The organism is Bacillus sp. J41TS8, from assembly GCF_018333035.1.
GTDB classification, from domain to species: domain Bacteria; phylum Bacillota; class Bacilli; order Bacillales; family Bacillaceae; genus Bacillus; species Bacillus paralicheniformis.
The window spans coordinates 151,723-168,697 of the sequence record NZ_BORF01000012.1 but is presented as its reverse complement, the minus strand read 5'-3'; the positions used below and the strand labels follow the sequence as shown (position 1 = coordinate 168,697).

General features: G+C 45.1%; 14 protein-coding genes and 1 rRNA gene. 7 read left to right on the top strand and 8 right to left on the bottom strand.

The window, feature by feature from the left end:
- From KI350_RS16665 to dnaA, 8 genes are all read right to left on the bottom strand, one after another.
- Nucleotides 1-411: ribosomal RNA gene (locus KI350_RS16665) — 16S ribosomal RNA — on the bottom strand; the annotation flags it as partial.
- A 279-nt stretch (nucleotides 412-690) separates the two neighbouring features.
- Nucleotides 691-3,159 carry a DNA gyrase subunit A gene (gene gyrA / locus KI350_RS16660; RefSeq protein ID WP_023856793.1) on the bottom strand — a complete coding sequence of 823 codons (2,469 nt, stop codon included), beginning with the start codon at nucleotides 3,157-3,159 and terminating at the stop codon, nucleotides 691-693.
- 191 nt (nucleotides 3,160-3,350) lie between these two features.
- Entirely contained in the window at nucleotides 3,351-5,264 is a 1,914-nt protein-coding gene (gene gyrB, locus KI350_RS16655; protein WP_031305110.1) for a DNA topoisomerase (ATP-hydrolyzing) subunit B, read from the bottom strand.
- A gap of 60 nt (nucleotides 5,265-5,324) precedes the next feature.
- Nucleotides 5,325-5,567: an extracellular matrix regulator RemB gene (gene remB, locus KI350_RS16650; RefSeq protein WP_023856795.1), complete on the bottom strand. Its 243-nt coding sequence runs from the start codon at nucleotides 5,565-5,567 to the stop codon at nucleotides 5,325-5,327.
- A gap of 17 nt (nucleotides 5,568-5,584) precedes the next feature.
- Nucleotides 5,585-6,697 (bottom strand): DNA replication/repair protein RecF, encoded by a 1,113-nt coding sequence (gene recF / locus KI350_RS16645; protein ID WP_025810489.1) that lies wholly within the window; start codon nucleotides 6,695-6,697, stop codon nucleotides 5,585-5,587.
- Nucleotides 6,698-6,713: 16 nt separating this feature from the next.
- Nucleotides 6,714-6,929 carry a S4 domain-containing protein YaaA gene (gene yaaA / locus KI350_RS16640; RefSeq protein ID WP_003178084.1) on the bottom strand — a complete coding sequence of 72 codons (216 nt, stop codon included), beginning with the start codon at nucleotides 6,927-6,929 and terminating at the stop codon, nucleotides 6,714-6,716.
- Between the two features lie 166 nt (nucleotides 6,930-7,095).
- Nucleotides 7,096-8,232, bottom strand: coding sequence for a DNA polymerase III subunit beta (dnaN, locus tag KI350_RS16635; RefSeq protein ID WP_065643453.1), 1,137 nt, complete (start codon nucleotides 8,230-8,232; stop codon nucleotides 7,096-7,098).
- Nucleotides 8,233-8,409: 177 nt separating this feature from the next.
- A complete protein-coding gene (gene dnaA / locus KI350_RS16630) occupies nucleotides 8,410-9,750 on the bottom strand; it encodes a chromosomal replication initiator protein DnaA (RefSeq protein ID WP_023856797.1) in 1,341 nt (446 codons plus the stop codon).
- Nucleotides 9,751-10,391: 641 nt separating this feature from the next.
- On the opposite strand from dnaA, the gene rpmH reads away from it, so the two are divergent.
- The 7 genes from rpmH (at nucleotide 10,392) to rsmG (ending at nucleotide 16,907) form a co-directional block, all read left to right on the top strand.
- Nucleotides 10,392-10,526 (top strand): 50S ribosomal protein L34, encoded by a 135-nt coding sequence (gene rpmH, locus KI350_RS16625; protein WP_003178075.1) that lies wholly within the window; start codon nucleotides 10,392-10,394, stop codon nucleotides 10,524-10,526.
- A gap of 84 nt (nucleotides 10,527-10,610) precedes the next feature.
- Entirely contained in the window at nucleotides 10,611-10,970 is a 360-nt protein-coding gene (rnpA, locus tag KI350_RS16620) for a ribonuclease P protein component (protein WP_020453656.1), read from the top strand.
- Nucleotides 10,971-11,135: 165 nt separating this feature from the next.
- Complete coding sequence (gene spoIIIJ, locus KI350_RS16615; protein ID WP_095291183.1) at nucleotides 11,136-11,936, top strand: YidC family membrane integrase SpoIIIJ; 801 nt, start codon at nucleotides 11,136-11,138, stop codon at nucleotides 11,934-11,936.
- Nucleotides 11,933-12,556 carry an RNA-binding cell elongation regulator Jag/EloR gene (jag, locus tag KI350_RS16610; RefSeq protein WP_003178050.1) on the top strand — a complete coding sequence of 208 codons (624 nt, stop codon included), beginning with the start codon at nucleotides 11,933-11,935 and terminating at the stop codon, nucleotides 12,554-12,556. Before spoIIIJ ends, jag begins: the two co-directional genes overlap by 4 nt.
- A gap of 335 nt (nucleotides 12,557-12,891) precedes the next feature.
- Entirely contained in the window at nucleotides 12,892-14,271 is a 1,380-nt protein-coding gene (mnmE, locus tag KI350_RS16605) for a tRNA uridine-5-carboxymethylaminomethyl(34) synthesis GTPase MnmE (protein WP_020453653.1), read from the top strand.
- Nucleotides 14,272-14,287: 16 nt separating this feature from the next.
- The gene (gene mnmG / locus KI350_RS16600) at nucleotides 14,288-16,174 is read left to right on the top strand and encodes a tRNA uridine-5-carboxymethylaminomethyl(34) synthesis enzyme MnmG (RefSeq protein ID WP_020453652.1); all 1,887 of its coding nucleotides are present in this window, start codon (nucleotides 14,288-14,290) and stop codon (nucleotides 16,172-16,174) included.
- A 13-nt stretch (nucleotides 16,175-16,187) separates the two neighbouring features.
- Nucleotides 16,188-16,907: a 16S rRNA (guanine(527)-N(7))-methyltransferase RsmG gene (rsmG, locus tag KI350_RS16595; RefSeq protein WP_020453651.1), complete on the top strand. Its 720-nt coding sequence runs from the start codon at nucleotides 16,188-16,190 to the stop codon at nucleotides 16,905-16,907.
- Nucleotides 16,908-16,975 lie beyond the last annotated feature (68 nt).

The following is a 16,975-nucleotide window of genomic DNA, read 5'->3' as shown; positions in this document are numbered from 1 at the left end:
ACGCGGCGTTGCTCCGTCAGACTTTCGTCCATTGCGGAAGATTCCCTACTGCTGCCTCCCGTAGGAGTCTGGGCCGTGTCTCAGTCCCAGTGTGGCCGATCACCCTCTCAGGTCGGCTACGCATCGTTGCCTTGGTGAGCCGTTACCTCACCAACTAGCTAATGCGCCGCGGGTCCATCTGTAAGTGATAGCCGAAGCCACCTTTTATAATTGAACCATGCGGTTCAATCAAGCATCCGGTATTAGCCCCGGTTTCCCGGAGTTATCCCAGTCTTACAGGCAGGTTACCCACGTGTTACTCACCCGTCCGCCGCTGACATCAGGGAGCAAGCTCCCATCTGTCCGCTCGACTTGCATGTATTAGGCACGCCGCCAGCGTTCGTCCTGAGCCAGGATCAAACTCTCCATGAAGTTTGATAATGACTACGCACACTCGCATGTGCGATTTATTTAATGAATTAACAGGTACGTTTTGTCTTGTTTAGTTTTCAAAGAACTTCGTTGCCGCTCTCAAAGCGACCACTTAAATATAACATTTATGAGACAAGCGGTCAATACTTTTTTTCGGGAAAGTTTTTGTTGTTGCTTTTATAAGCGACCAAAAGAAATTATAGCACATCATCTTTCTGATGAAAAGATCTTATTTGAAAGATTGAATAGAAAAACATGCAGCCATTTGGCTGCATGTTTTTATGATTCGTCTGCTTCCTGTTCTTCTGTATCGTTCTCTTCATCTTTTTCAACTAAAGCGACAGTCGCAACATGCTCTTGTTCACCTAATCGGATAAGACGCACGCCCTGGGTGACGCGGCCGGTTGTGGAAATATCTTTAATATCCATCCGAATGATCACGCCGCTGGCTGTGATGATCATTAAATCTTCTTCTCCTGTTGTTGCTTTCACTGTCACAAGAGAGCCGTTATTTTCTGTGATTTTGCAGGTTTTCAGCCCTTTTCCTCCACGGCTTTGAACCCTGTATTCTGAAGCCGGCGTCAGTTTTCCGTAGCCTTTTTCAGTTACGATTAGCACATGATAATCCTCTTCCAAAATCTCCATGCCGACGACAACATCGTCATCTGTCAGAGTGATGCCTTTAACACCGGCTGCTGTTCTTCCCATTTGCCTTACATCTGTTTCAGGGAAACGGATCAGCAGACCGTTTTTCGTGCCGATAATAATTTGTTTATTTCCGTCTGTCAGGCGGACGGCCATCAATTCATCCTCATCGCGGAGGCTTAAGGCGATCAATCCGTTATTGCGGATATTCGCGAATTGGGAAAGCGGCGTGCGTTTTGATATTCCGTGTCTTGTCGTGAAGAACAAATAAGACTCGTCATCAAATTCGCTTACCGGGATAATCGCGTTGATCCATTCTCCTTTTTCCACTTCAAGCAGGTTAATAATCGGTATTCCCTTTGCTGTCCGTCCGAATTCAGGGATCTCATATCCTTTCGAACGGTACACCTTCCCTTTATTTGAGAAGAAGAGAATGGTGTCATGGGTGGATGTTGAAATCAGGTGTTCAACGAAGTCGTCTTCATTTGTCCCCATGCCCTGAATGCCTTTCCCGCCCCGTTTTTGGCTGCGGTAAGTGGAAGAAGGCAGACGTTTGATATATCCGTTATGGGTTAAAGTCACAACGATATTCTCGCGCGTGATGAGATCTTCGTCCTCAATCGTTTCAAGGCCTGATGTCACGATTTCCGTACGGCGCTCATCATTAAAGCGCTCTTTAACTTCTGTGAGCTCTTCCCGAATGATTTCAAGAACCTTTTCTTCGTCTGCTAAGATGGCTTTTAACTCGGCAATCAACTCAACAAGACCTTGATATTCCTCTTCGATTTTTTCGCGTTCCAGTCCTGTTAAACGCTGAAGACGCATGTCCAAAATCGCTTGGGCCTGTTTTTCGGTCAAAGAAAACTTCTCAATCAATCCGTTTTTTGCGATTTCAGCCGTTTGCGAATTTCTAATTAGGGAAATAACTTCATCAAGATGATCAAGCGCCACTCTCAAGCCCTCAAGAATATGGGCCCGCGCTTCCGCTTTGCGAAGCTCGAATGCCGTGCGCCTTCTGATCACGACTTTTTGATGGTCAAGATAATGCTCTAGACACTGCTTCAAGCTCAATACTTTCGGCTGTCCGTCAACAAGCGCCAAAAGATTAATGCCGAATGATGTTTGAAGAGCGGTCTGCTTGTACAAGTTATTTAACAGTACATTAGCGTTTGCGTCCCTTCTCAGTTCAATGACGATGCGCATTCCGTTTCGGTCTGATTCATCGCGGAGATCCGTAATGCCGTCGATTTTCTTATCGCGCACTAGATCGGCGATTTTTTCGATCAGCCTAGCTTTATTCACCTGATACGGTATTTCCGTAATTATGATTACCGGTTTACCGGAAGATGTTTCTTCGATTTGAGCTTTGGCTCGAAGCGTAATGGATCCCCGGCCTGTTTCATAGGCTTTCCGGATGCCGCTTCTCCCCAAGATCAGCCCTGCTGTTGGGAAATCAGGTCCAGGAATGATTTCCATCAATTCCGGAAGCGTGATTTCAGGGTTCTTGCTGACCGCCAAGACCCCGTCAATGACTTCACCGAGCTGATGCGGCGGAATGTTTGTGGCCATACCTACAGCAATACCGGCCGCTCCGTTGACAAGCAGGTTTGGAAATCTCGCGGGCATGACAACCGGCTCTTTTTCCGATCCGTCATAGTTGTCCTGGTAATCGATTGTGTCTTTATTGATGTCGCGCAGAATTTCCATTGATATTTTAGACATTCTCGCTTCTGTGTAACGCATGGCCGCAGCCGAGTCGCCGTCGACAGAACCGAAGTTTCCGTGGCCTTGAACGAGCATGTACCGATAGTTAAAATCCTGCGCCATTCTGACCATGGCTTCGTAAACAGCAGAATCACCATGCGGGTGGTACTTACCGATAACTTCGCCGACAATACGCGCGGATTTTTTATACGGCTTATCACTTGTCATCCCAAGGTCGTTCATCGCATACAATATTCTTCTGTGCACCGGCTTCAGACCGTCTCTTACGTCCGGAAGAGCGCGGGAAACAATAACACTCATTGCGTAGTCTAAAAAAGATGTGCGCATTTCCTGACTGATATTGACTTCCTGAACTTGGGGCTTATGTTGTTCACTCATTAAAAAACCTCCCTGGAGAATCTACATGAGTTGTGTGGGAGTAGATTTGTAATTTATACTCTTCAACGAATTAGGCTATTCTCCATTATATCAATAATCTTGATTTTATACACATCAAATGACTAGAGCGCCAAAGGCTCATTCTAGAAAAGACCTTATTTCAATTAAGCGAAAATAAGGTCTTACAATCATTAAATATCCAAATTCTTTACATATCGGGCATTCTCTTCGATAAAGTTGCGGCGAGGCTCAACCTTGTCGCCCATCAGCATTTCAAAGGTTTCATCCGCATCGATCGCATCTTTGAGCGTTACTTGAAGCAATGTCCGCGTTTCAGGGTCCATCGTCGTTTCCCAAAGCTGTGTCGCGTTCATCTCGCCCAAACCTTTATAGCGCTGCAGGCCTGGCTTCGGATTTTGCGGAAGCTCTTTTAGAATTTCTTCGAGCTGCTGGTCATTGTACGCATACTCAACGCGTTTCCCCTGCTGTATTTTGTAAAGCGGCGGCTGAGCGATGTAGACATATCCTTGTTCGATGATCTGTCTCATGTAGCGGTAGAAAAAGGTCAGCAGCAACGTTCGGATGTGGGCACCGTCGACGTCGGCATCCGTCATAATCACGACTTTGTGGTAGCGGGCTTTTTCAAGATTGAAATCTTCCCCGATCCCGGTGCCAAGCGCGGTGATCATAGAACGAACCTCATTGTTGGACAAAATTTTGTCCAGGCGTGCTTTTTCGACGTTCAAGATTTTCCCTCTCAAAGGCAAAATGGCTTGGAAATGACGATCGCGGCCCTGTTTTGCCGATCCGCCCGCAGAGTCACCCTCAACGATGTAAAGTTCGGAAATCGTCGGGTCTTTAGAAGAACAGTCAGCCAGTTTCCCCGGCAGATTCGACACTTCAAGGGCGCTTTTTCTGCGCGTCAGTTCGCGTGCTTTCTTTGCAGCCATTCGTGCTCTGGCGGCCATAACCCCTTTTTCAACGATTTTTTTCGCCGAATCCGGGTTTTCAAGCAGAAACTTTTCGAGCGCTTCTGAAAATAGCGCATCTGTTATCGTCCGCGCTTCTGAGTTGCCAAGCTTTGTTTTCGTCTGCCCTTCAAATTGAGGATCCGGATGCTTGATTGAAATGATCGCTGTCAAACCTTCACGGACGTCTTCCCCGCTTAAGTTCGGATCGCTTTCTTTGAAGACACCGTTCCTTCTCGCGTAATCATTGATGACTCTCGTCAAACCGGTCTTAAAGCCGGCTTCATGCGTTCCGCCTTCATACGTATGAATGTTATTGGCAAACGAATAAATGTTGCTGGTATAACTGTCGTTGTATTGAAGAGCCACCTCGACCGTAATGCCGTCTTTGGATCCTTCAATATAGACTGGCTCTTCATGAACCACTTCCCGTGAACGGTTCAAGTGTTCAACATAGCTTTTAATACCGCCTTCATAGCAGTAATCATTCTTGCGTTCTTTTCCTTCTCGCTTGTCTTCAATCGTGATTTTGACGCCTTTTGTCAAGAAAGCGAGCTCCCGGACACGAGTGGCAAGCGTATCATAGTCGTATTCCGTCGTTTCCGTGAATATTTCCGGATCAGGCTTGAAGTGAGTGGTCGTTCCCGTCACTTCCGTATCTCCGATGACTTTCAAATCAGCTTTCGGAACGCCCCGTTCAAATTCCTGGTAATGGACTTTTCCATCTCTGTAAACCGTTACATCGAGCTCGGTTGAAAGGGCGTTAACAACAGATGCACCGACGCCGTGCAAACCGCCTGAAACTTTATATCCGCTTCCGTCAAACTTTCCTCCGGCGTGCAGGACTGTCATGATGACTTCTACAGCGGGACGGCCCATCTTCTCATGAATACCGACCGGAATCCCCCGTCCGTTGTCTTTTACAGTGATGCTGTTGTCTTTTTCAATTTCGACATTGATTTCAGTGCAGTAACCGGCCAATGCTTCATCGATGCTGTTATCGACAATTTCCCATACTAAATGGTGCAGACCTTTGCCGCTTGTCGACCCGATGTACATTCCGGGTCTTTTCCGCACGGCTTCCAATCCCTCTAGAACCTGTATCTGATTTTCATCGTAATTATTTTGCTGTTCCATTGCCACGCACATTCACCTACACTTTTCTTCAAACATAATAAATTTATAGTTAAGATTCTTTTATGAATCGATTTCCGGCTTGGATTGCGCCCGTTTTTTCAACGTGCCTGAGGCTAAAGGAGAAAAATAAATCGATTGTAATGTGACAACAATTGACTTCGGCGTGCTGTTAGAAGAGACAATCTGCTGTTTTTGCTTGTTTAAAAACTCTTCAACAATCGGCGACGTCTTTGCCTTGTAATCAAAAATAGCCACAATTTCACGCGTTGAGACGACAAAATCGTCACCTAAGTGGATATACAATCCCTCACCCCATTTTCTCAGTCCGATAGCGTGCCATTTTCAACTCGAAAGATTTCCGCTTCGTTTAAGGTTTTATGATCAATTCCATCAACGCTTGTCGTTGTTACGAATGTTTGAACACGGCCTTGAATGGTGTGGAGCAAGTGAGACTGCCGATAGTCGTCCAGCTCTGATAAAACATCATCCAAAAGCAGAATCGGATATTCTCCTATCTCTTCCTGAATCAAATCGATTTCAGCCAATTTAAGCGACAAAGCAGTCGTTCGCTGCTGGCCCTGCGATCCGTAAGTCTGCACATCACGGCCATTGACGTAGAAGAGAACATCATCCCTGTGGGGACCTGACAGAGATACCCCCCGTTCTATTTCTTTATCTCTTAATTTAGAAAACGTTTCTTGATAACTATTGATCATTTTCGACAAATCGGGCGAATCTGATACGTGAAGAGACGTATGATACTTTAACGTCAGCTCTTCCAGACCTCTTGAAATTCCGGAATGAATGGGCTGAGCCCATTTTTCAAGCTGATCGACAAACTGAAGCCGTTTCATCACAACCTTTGCCGCGAATTCCGTAAGCTGTTCCGTCAGCACGTCAAGCATCGTTTGGTCGGTTTGCTTTCTCGTTTGAAGCTGTTTCAGGAAATGATTCCGTTGTGAAAGGATTTTTTGGTAAAGAGAAAGGTCATGAAGATAGACAGGTGATACTTGGCCGATTTCCATATCGAGAAACCTTCTTCTGACCTGAGGACTTCCTTTTACAAGATTTAAATCCTCCGGCGCGAACATAATCGTGTTGACAGCCCCGACATACTGGCTCAGCTTCTGCTGTTCAATATGATTGACTTTACCTTTTTTTCCTTTTTTGGAAATCACGAGCTGAATGGGAACAAAACCGTTTTTTTTAATGACCCTGCCTTCTATTTTAGCATAGTCTTCATCCCATCGTATGAGTTCTTTATCATTTGACGTCCGATGGGATTTCGCCATCGCAAGCACATAGATCGCTTCCATCAAATTCGTTTTTCCTTGAGCGTTCTCTCCGATAATCACATTCACTTTGTTTTCAAATTGAAGGTCAAGGCGCTCATAATTACGGTAAGATGATAATGTAAGATTTTGGATATACAATCAATACCACCTGCTTTTAGCCGACGACTTGAAATGAACCGAATCCTTCAATCGTCACCACATCTCCGACATACAGTTTTCGTCCGCGGCGGTTATCCGGCTCGTCATTGACGAGTACTTCATATTCCGATAAAAACCATTTTGCCATTCCTCCGGACTGAATGACATCCGCCAATTTCAAAAACTGGCCGAGGGTAATCATCTCTGTATCAATAGCCACCGTCTTTGTCATTATATCGACCTCTTTCAATATCACTAATATCTAATTGTACTAAAAAACAGGGAAAGAAGGAAAGGGGAAACTTGCGGTATGAACAACCAAGGCAGGGCGAGAGCGCTTTTCTCCCGAAAAATAAGAGAAGCTGCCGGACCAGCCGGCAACTTTCTATTCCAACAAATTAATACGTCCGGACAGGAAGAATTAATTGGACGATTGAATCGTCATTCGGCGTACGGATCAGAAAAGGCCTCATAGCGCCCGTGAAGCTCACGTGAATATCCTCTCCTTCAAGAACTTTAAGGGCATCCAGCATATATTTCGGACTAAAGGATATCTTTAAGTCTTCCCCTTCAATCTGCTCGGCATTCACCGTTTCGACAACCTTTCCGATTTCCGGAGAGTTTGAAGAAATTTCGATCGACTCATTGGCGGTTGCGGAAAGTTTCACCACGTTGTTTCGTCCTTCTCTCGCCAAGAGCGAAGCCCTGTCGATCGCCTGAAGAAATTCCTTTGTATTGACGATCAGGTTCGTTTTGCTTTCCTGAGGAATCAGGCGGTTTGTATCCGGATAGTTTCCGTCAAGCAGCCTGGAGAAAAACAGCACGTTTTTTGTTTTAAATAACACTTGTGTTTCGGTAATCACAATATCGACTAGCTCCTGATGGTCATCAAGGATCTTGCTCAGCTCGGTTAAGCTTTTTCCTGGGATGACGACATTGTAAGAATTGTCTTCGTTAATGTCGAGCTTAGCTTTTCTTAGCGCCAGACGGTGACTATCCGTCGCAGTGCATATTAATTCACCGTCCGCGACATTCCAGTTTACACCTGTCAAGATTGGGCGTGTTTCTGAGGTGGACACTGCAAAAACGGTTTGGCGGATCAAGTTTTTCAGCAGATCGGTCGGAATTTGAAAAGCGTGATGCTCTTCAATTTGCGGCAAAAGCGGATATTCGCTTGCATCCAAACCGTTTAAGTTAAACTCTGCTTTGCCGGAGCGGATGATCGTTAAGTATTGATTTTGAACCTCGATTTCCACCGTTGACATCGGCAGCTTTTTGACAATTTCACTGAAAAAACGCGCTTGAAGCACAATGCTGCCGGGCTGTTCAATTGTCACGATCTCTAAATCGCCGTCTTCTTTTGGGATAAACGATTCAATCGAAATATCGGAATCGCTGCCTGTCAGAGAGACACCTTCATCAGAGGCCACGATTTTAATACCGGTTAAGATCGGAATCGTCGTTCTTGAAGAAACGGCTTTTAACACATCTTGGACACCTTCGACTAGGCGGTCTTTTTGAATTGTAAACTTCATAATCATCCTCCTTGCGGAAATCTATTAATTATTATGTTTTATAAAAATAGCAGAAGTACTAGTAGGGGCTGTGGATTTGTGGATAAGTGCTAAAAACGAACGGAAACACAGCCTATCCACATGTGGACAGACTGTGTAAGGCTATGTTCAAGTTATTCACACTTTCCCGCTCACCATTTATCTCAGCTGCTCTTTAATTTCTTTAATATGCTGCTGGAGCTGTTCATCATCGCTCAGCAGTTTTGATATTTTTTCGTGGGCATGGATGACCGTCGTGTGGTCGCGTCCGCCAAACTCCTCGCCGATCTTTGGAAGAGAAGAATCTGTCATTTCTCTTGATAGATACATAGCGATTTGCCGCGGAAAAGCCACCGATTTTGTCCGTTTCTTCGCCTTGAAATCCTCCAGCTTGATATTGAACTGCTGGCCGACGATTCTTTGGATGTCTTTGATCGTAATGACTTTCGGCTTTGAAGACGGAATGATATCTTTCAAAGCTTCAGCAGCCAGATCGGCGTTGATGTCTTTATTGATCAGGGAAGAATATGCGACAACCCTGATTAATGCCCCTTCCAGCTCCCTGATATTGCTGTCGATTTGATTGGCAATATAAAGCATGACTTCATTCGGGATATCAAGTCCTTCTGCTTTTGCTTTCTTCCTTAAAATCGCAATTCTTGTTTCTAGATCAGGAGGCGTGATGTCTGTGATCAATCCCCATTCAAAACGGGAGCGCAAACGGTCTTCAAGCGTTGGGATCTCTTTTGGAGGCCGGTCGCTGGAAATGACGATCTGCTTTGTTTCTTCATGCAGCGTATTAAACGTATGGAAAAATTCCTCTTGCGTCTGTTCTTTTCCGGCTAAAAATTGAATATCATCTATCAAAAGAACGTCAACATTTCGATAGCGGTTGCGAAAATCGACAGCTTTATTGTCACGGATCGAGTTAATGAATTCATTTGTAAATTTCTCAGATGACAAATAAACCACTTTTGCAGATGGATTGTGATCGATGACATAGTGCCCGATCGCATGCATTAAGTGAGTCTTTCCAAGTCCGACTCCCCCATAAATAAACAGCGGATTGTAAGCTTTCGCCGGGGCTTCGGCCACTGCCAAAGACGCCGCATGGGCGAATCGGTTTCCTGAACCGATAACGAACGTATCGAATGTATATTTGGGGTTCAGCATGTTTTGCGGAAAATCAGCCGGTTCTTCTTTCGACATTTTTTTGATTGGAGACTTAGGCATAAAATCTTCTTCATTTTGATTCTGAGGAATGACAAATTTAATGCTCAATTCTTCTCCTGTCAGATCGTAGATCGTATCGGCGATCAGGTGCAGGTATCTTGATTCAAGCCAGTCTCTGGCGAACTCGTTCGGTGCGGTGATGATCAGCGTATCGCCCTGCAATGAATGGGCCTTTGTCGATTTCATCCATGTTTCAAAGCTGGGCTTGCTCAATTTTTTTTCGATCTGCCCCAAAGCTTGATTCCAAAGATCCGATATGTTTTTCATAATGGCGGTTCGTCCCTCCTTTACCAGCAATATTTGCTCGTCCAACCTGTTATAGAACACAAAAAAAGAGCAAATGGATGAGTCCATTCGTTAATGAAATGTTGAAAACATATAATATAGTAGAAAAACGTCTTTTCGACATTCTTCACAAGATGTGGACAAATTTCTGCACACCCTGTGAAAAAACTTTCCACAACTTATCCACAGTTTGTGGATAATGGATGGGCAGCCAATTTGTTATCAAGAGTTAAAACACAAATATAATATCAGAATAAGCGAGTGGTTGCAATGGTTGCGAGGAACTTATCCACACACTATACAAACTGTTGAAGAAATATTGTCCACAACGGTTAGTTTTGTGAAAATGTTGTCGATAATGACTGTGGATAGAAAAAACGAGGCGAAAGATATCCACATTGGCTTTTTTTTTCGCTTCGTTCATCCCATTTTCCCGCTTCCAAAAAAATCTTTTAAGCTAAAATTGAGGAAAAGTGAAATTAGGCTTTCGAAGAAAATTGATATGTGTTATCCTATTATGGTGCAAAAAAGAAATGTGTGAGCGAAGTTGACAATGAACTGCTCATCCCAATATAATAAATTAGACTGTCTTTAACAGCTATTCCTCGAGGGAGGTGTCATACATGAAAAGAACATTTCAACCAAATAACCGTAAGCGCAGCAAAGTTCATGGCTTTCGCAGCCGTATGAGTTCTAAAAATGGACGTCTTGTATTAGCACGTCGTCGCCGCAAAGGAAGAAAAGTATTATCAGCTTAGGCCACTGAATAATGTCAGTGGTCTTTTTTACATAGAGGAATGACCAGGCCCATTTGCCAGCTTGTTATCGGAGTGAAAGAAGATATGAAAAAGCGAAATCGATTAAAGAAAAATGAAGATTTTCAAAAAGTATTTAAAAAAGGCAAATCGATGGCAAACCGGCAATATGTTTTATATGTGCTTCACCAGCCTGAGGCGAAAGAGTTTCGGGTGGGACTGTCGGTCAGCAAGAAAATTGGAAACGCAGTCGTGCGCAACCGGGTAAAGCGGCTGATTCGCCAGGTCATCCAGGAAGAGCGGGATCTATTAAAACAAGAAAATGACTACATTATCATCGCAAGAAAGCCTGCAGCTGAATTGTCATATGAAGAGACGAAAAAAAGTTTGCAGCACCTTTTCAGAAAGTCGTTTGTCTACCGGAAAAAACCGAATCAGCCATCATAGTCCGGGTTAAAAAGATGTTATGGCCCTCATTTTTAAGCGCTTCCTTTAGCTCCTGAAAAATGTCGTCGCCCATTCGGGGAGAAAGATGATAAAATACGAGAAAGTATGTCTTTTTAATGGTCATAACCGAATAACACCGGTTGAAGAATGAAGATTTAGGAGGAAATATTGTTGAAGAGGCGAATTTTATTATTGTTCAGTATGATCGGCGTTATCGTGCTGTTAGCTGGATGTACGGAAATCAACCAGCCGATCACTGCAGAAAGCGAAGGGTTTTGGAACACGTATATCGTATACCCGCTGTCACAGCTGATCACGTATGTAGCAAATTTAACGAATGAAAACTTCGGACTCGCGATTATCATCGTCACGATCTTAATCAGACTTTTAATTTTGCCGCTGATGATCAAGCAGACGAAGAGTTCGAAAGCGATGCAGGCTCTCCAGCCTGAAATGCAAAAACTTCGCGAAAAATACAGTTCTAAAGATCAAAAAACGCAGCAGAAGCTTCAACAGGAAACGATGGCTCTCATGCAGAAGCACGGGGTTAACCCGCTTGCCGGATGTTTCCCGATCTTAATTCAAATGCCGATTTTAATCGGATTCTATCATGCCATTATGAGAACGCGGGAAATCGCAGAACACAGCTTTTTATGGTTTGACCTTGGGGAGCGTGATCCGTATTTCATTTTGCCGATTCTCGCCGGTGTGTTCACATTCATTCAGCAAAAGCTGATGATGGCGGGAACAGCGCAACAAAATCCGCAGATGGCGATGATGCTTTGGCTGATGCCGATCATGATCGTTGTATTTGCGGTCAGTTTCCCGGCGGCTCTTTCCCTGTACTGGGTAGTCGGTAACTTATTCATGATTGCTCAAACCTTCTTTATCAAAGGGCCTGATTTAAAGGCAGAGAGGCAGGAAGCGGCAGCCGGAGGAAAAAAATCCGGAGGTAAGAAAAAGTGAAGGAACTGACTGCTACTGGACGTACCGTCGATGAAGCAGTGCAATCCGGGCTTGAACAGCTGGGCCTTCATGCAGATGATGTCGAAGTCGACGTAGTTGATGAAGGAAAAAAGGGATTATTCGGCATTTTCGGTCATCGGTCTGCAGTCGTGAACATTCGGGAAAAAATAGACCCGGTTAAAGAAGCAAAACAGTATTTGGAAAATGTGATTTCGAATATGGGAATACAAGCCCAGGTGACGGCAGAAGAGGAGTCAAAACGAGTGGTTTTTCAGTTAAAAGGCGATAAAACAGCCCTTTTAATTGGAAAAAGAGGACAAACTTTAAATGCCCTTGAAACGCTGACGCAGCTCGTGCTCAATCGTCATTCCGACAGATATATCCAAGCGGTGGTTGACGCCGAGGGATACCGCGCAAAGCGGAAGGAAACACTCGCTCAGCTTGCATTGAAGCTTGCTGACCAGGCGGCCAGGCAGAAAAAAGACATTCATCTGGAGCCGATGCCTTCCAGTGAGCGCAAAGTCATCCATGATACGCTTGCGGGCTACTCGCAGCATATCGAAACTTATTCTACCGGAGAAGACCATAACCGGCACCTTGTCATCTCATATAAAAAATAACATGAAAACCGAAGTTCCCAAAATTGGGGCTTCGGTTTTTTGCTGTTGCAAAATCGATAAATGCAGACCAAATCGGTTTAAGCTTTAGTTTTTTCAGTGTAAGCTGTTGATGAAAATGAAATTTAATTGTTATTCACATGTGGATAAGTTAAAGTAAGTAATGATGGCTTAGAACGGTTGTGGATAACGGTTCAAGTCACTTCCACTTCAATTGAAACTATGATATCTTTAAATTTTGATTACAATAAAAGTTTTTCATCCATATACGATGTTTGGAAGATGACCCGGACAAATGGGGATAATAGATAGAGGAATGAAAAAGAGAGGTGAAAGCCATGGATACCATCGCTGCGATTTCAACGCCGATGGGAGAAGGGGCGATTGCGATCGTCCGGATGAGCGGCCCTGAGGCTCTTGCGATCGCCGATAAAGTATATAAAGGACCTCGCGGGAAAAGGCTGAGTTCCGTCGATTCACATACGATTAACTACGGTCATATCGTTGATCCTGAAACGGAAAAAGTCGTGGAAGAAGTCATGGTTTCGGTACTGAAAGCGCCGAAAACTTTTACGCGGGAAGATATTGTAGAAATCAACTGCCACGGCGGAATTGTAACCGTCAACCAGGTGCTTCAGCTCGTTTTGAGAGAGGGAGCGCGCCTTGCGGAACCGGGGGAATTTACGAAAAGAGCCTTTTTGAACGGAAGAATCGATCTTTCCCAGGCTGAAGCTGTCATGGATCTCATCAGGGCCAAAACAGACCGCGCTATGAATGTGGCCATGAATCAGATGGAAGGAAGGCTGTCTTCACTGATCAAACGGTTGAGAGCCGAGATTCTTGAAACGTTGGCCCATGTTGAAGTGAATATAGACTATCCGGAATACGATGATGTCGAAGAAATGACCCATAAGATGCTGATTGAAAAGGCGACAAAGGTCAAAAAGGAAATCGAGGCGCTGCTGACGACTTCAGAGCAGGGTAAAATATTAAGAGAAGGCATCTCGACGGTTATCATCGGGCGGCCAAATGTCGGCAAGTCCTCGCTTTTAAACAGTCTCGTCCATGAGACAAAAGCGATTGTAACGGACATTCCGGGTACGACGCGGGATGTCATTGAAGAATATGTGAATGTCAGAGGCGTGCCGCTGCGTCTTGTCGATACAGCTGGGATCCGCGAGACCGAAGACATCGTCGAGCGAATCGGCGTTGAACGTTCAAGACAGGTATTAAAAGAAGCTGACTTGATTTTGCTTGTCCTCAATTACAGTGAGACCCTTTCGGAAGAAGACATCAAGCTCTTTGAAGCAACGAAGGGCATGGACATCATCGTCATCGTCAATAAGACCGATCTTGAGCAAAGACTTGATCTTGATCGCGTTCGGGAATTGGCGGGGAACCAGCCTGTCGTCACGACATCCTTATTGAAAGAGGAAGGGATTGATGAGCTGGAGGAAGCCATTCAATCGCTATTTTTCACAGGAACGATCGAGAGCGGCGACTTGACATATGTCAGCAATACAAGGCACATCTCACTGCTGCATGAGGCGAAGCGCGCCATTACTGACGCATTGGAGGGCATCGAAAACGATGTCCCGATCGATATGGTTCAAATTGATTTAACAAGATGCTGGGAAGTTCTCGGAGAGATCATTGGCGATGCTGTACACGAAAGCCTGATCGACCAGCTCTTCTCTCAATTTTGCTTAGGAAAATAAAGGAGGAACAAAGCATATGGGCTATGAAGCAGGCCAATATGACGTCGTTGTCGTCGGCGCCGGACACGCCGGTGTTGAAGCGGCGCTGGCGTCAGCCAGACAAGGCGCAAAAACGCTTGTCTTAACGATTAACCTTGATATGGTTGCTTTCATGCCATGTAACCCGTCTGTCGGCGGACCTGCAAAAGGAATCGTCGTCCGCGAAATCGATGCGCTCGGCGGGGAAATGGCTAAAAATATCGATAAAACTCATATCCAAATGAGGCTTTTAAATACTGGAAAAGGACCTGCCGTCCGGGCGCTGCGGGCTCAGGCTGACAAATTCCAATATCAGCACGAGATGAAAAAGACACTTGAGAATGAACCGAATTTGACCATGCTGCAAGGAATGGTCGAACGCCTTCTTATTGAAGACGGGGAATGCCGGGGCGTTGTAACCCAAACAGGGGCGGAGTACCGTTCTAAGACTGTGGTTCTGACGACGGGGACATTTTTGAGAGGAAAAATTATTCTTGGCGATCTGTCATACTCCAGCGGGCCGAACAATCAGCAGCCGTCCATCAAGCTGTCTGAGCATCTTGATGAGCTCGGCTTTGATCTCGTCCGTTTTAAAACAGGGACGCCGCCGCGGGTCAACAGCCACTCAATTGACTACAGCAAAACGGAAATTCAGCCCGGCGATGAAGTGCCGCGGGCCTTTTCGTATGAGACAGTGGAATATATTACAGATCAGCTTCCGTGCTGGCTCACATATACAAGCCCGGAAACGCATGAAATCATTGACAACAATCTGCATCGCTCACCGATGTATTCCGGTATGATTAAAGGAACGGGGCCAAGATATTGTCCTTCAATTGAAGACAAGGTTGTCCGCTTTAACGACAAACCGAGACACCAGATCTTTCTTGAACCTGAAGGGCGCAACACCCAGGAAGTCTATGTCCAGGGATTGTCGACAAGCCTTCCTGAAGATGTGCAGCGAAAAATGCTTTCAACTATTCCCGGTCTTGAAAATGTGCAAATGATGCGGGCAGGATACGCGATTGAATATGATGCGATCGTACCGACACAGCTGTGGCCGACACTGGAAACGAAAAAAATTCCGGGACTCTTCACAGCCGGACAGATTAACGGAACATCAGGCTATGAAGAAGCGGCCGGACAGGGAATTATGGCCGGCATCAATGCGGGCCGGAAAGCGCTTGGCAAAGAAGAGGTCATTCTCAGCCGTTCTGACGCTTATATCGGCGTATTGATCGACGACCTTGTAACGAAAGGAACAAACGAACCGTACCGCCTGCTGACTTCACGTGCGGAGTACAGGCTCCTTCTGCGTCACGACAATGCAGACTTGCGCCTGACCGAGATCGGCTATCAGATCGGTTTGATTTCTGAAGAACGATATCAAAAGTTCCAAGAGAAAAAAGCGGCCATTGAAGCAGAGAAAAAACGCCTTCATTCTGTTATTATCAAACCGACAAAGGAAAATCAGGAATATATCCGTTCATTGGGCGGCAGTGAGCTCAAAGACGGCATACGCGCGACCGACCTGATGAAGCGGCCGGAAATGAATTATGAAACCGTTACTGCTCTTGCGCCGCCTGAACAAAAAGTCGCCGGCGACGTTGCTGAACAAGTTGAAATTCAAATTAAATATGAAGGATATATTGAAAAGTCCTTGCAGCAGGTCGAAAAACTAAAGAAAATGGAAAACAAAAAGATTCCTGACAGAATCGACTATGACGCGATCAAAGGCATTGCAACGGAAGCGCGCCAAAAATTGAAAGAGGTCAGACCGCTGTCGGTCGCACAGGCCTCACGGATTTCCGGCGTCAATCCTGCTGATATTTCCATTCTACTCGTTTACTTAGAGCAGGGACGGATTGCCAAGGTTGCGGAATAGAAAGGGTGACGGCATGAACATTGAGCAATTTACAGCCGGTTTGGAGGAGAAAGGCATCTCCCTCTCTTCCTTCCAGCTGGAGCAATTTGAGACCTATTACGAATGGCTTGTTGAATGGAACGAAAAAATGAATTTAACCTCGATTACCGAGAAAAAAGAAGTGTATTTAAAACATTTTTACGACTCCATTGCCGCTTCTTTTTATGTTGATTTCAAAAAGATGAACAGTCTCTGTGATGTTGGAGCGGGCGCCGGATTTCCAAGCCTTCCGATAAAAATCTGTTTTCCTCACCTTCACGTCACAATCGTTGACTCGCTGAACAAACGGATTCACTTTTTGAATCAGCTGTCAGATGCTTTGAAGCTGGAAAACACAGCTTTTTACCATGATCGCGCGGAAACATTCGGAAGATCGAAAGACCACAGGGAAAGCTATGACGTCGTGACGGCACGCGCTGTCGCCCGCCTTTCGGTTCTCAGCGAGCTCTGCCTTCCGCTTGTGAAAAAAGACGGTTTATTCGTAGCATTAAAAGCAGCTTCGGCTGATGAAGAAATTGAAACGGGCAAAAAAGCCATCAAAATGCTTGGAGGCAAAATTGAAACCGTGCATTCTTTTCAGCTGCCAATTGAAGAAAGCGACAGAAACATCATTGTCATCAAAAAACAATCACAGACACCGAAGAAATTTCCAAGAAAGCCTGGAACACCTAATAAATCTCCTATAGAAGGTTAAATTATTCGTTTTCTTCAAATTTCGTGATGTCACAGAAGGAAAATTCATGAGAAAATAGAATTATAAAA

Coding starts and splice junctions, on each gene's coding strand:
- gyrA (WP_023856793.1), bottom strand. CDS start 3,159: ATGAGTGAACAACATAAGCCCCAAGTTCAGGAAGTCAATATCAGTCAG.
- gyrB (WP_031305110.1), bottom strand. CDS start 5,264: ATGGAACAGCAAAATAATTACGATGAAAATCAGATACAGGTTCTAGAG.
- yaaA (WP_003178084.1), bottom strand. CDS start 6,929: ATGACAAAGACGGTGGCTATTGATACAGAGATGATTACCCTCGGCCAG.
- dnaN (WP_065643453.1), bottom strand. CDS start 8,232: ATGAAGTTTACAATTCAAAAAGACCGCCTAGTCGAAGGTGTCCAAGAT.
- dnaA (WP_023856797.1), bottom strand. CDS start 9,750: ATGAAAAACATATCGGATCTTTGGAATCAAGCTTTGGGGCAGATCGAA.
- rpmH (WP_003178075.1), top strand. CDS start 10,392: ATGAAAAGAACATTTCAACCAAATAACCGTAAGCGCAGCAAAGTTCAT.
- rnpA (WP_020453656.1), top strand. CDS start 10,611: ATGAAAAAGCGAAATCGATTAAAGAAAAATGAAGATTTTCAAAAAGTA.
- mnmE (WP_020453653.1), top strand. CDS start 12,892: ATGGATACCATCGCTGCGATTTCAACGCCGATGGGAGAAGGGGCGATT.
- mnmG (WP_020453652.1), top strand. CDS start 14,288: ATGGGCTATGAAGCAGGCCAATATGACGTCGTTGTCGTCGGCGCCGGA.
- rsmG (WP_020453651.1), top strand. CDS start 16,188: ATGAACATTGAGCAATTTACAGCCGGTTTGGAGGAGAAAGGCATCTCC.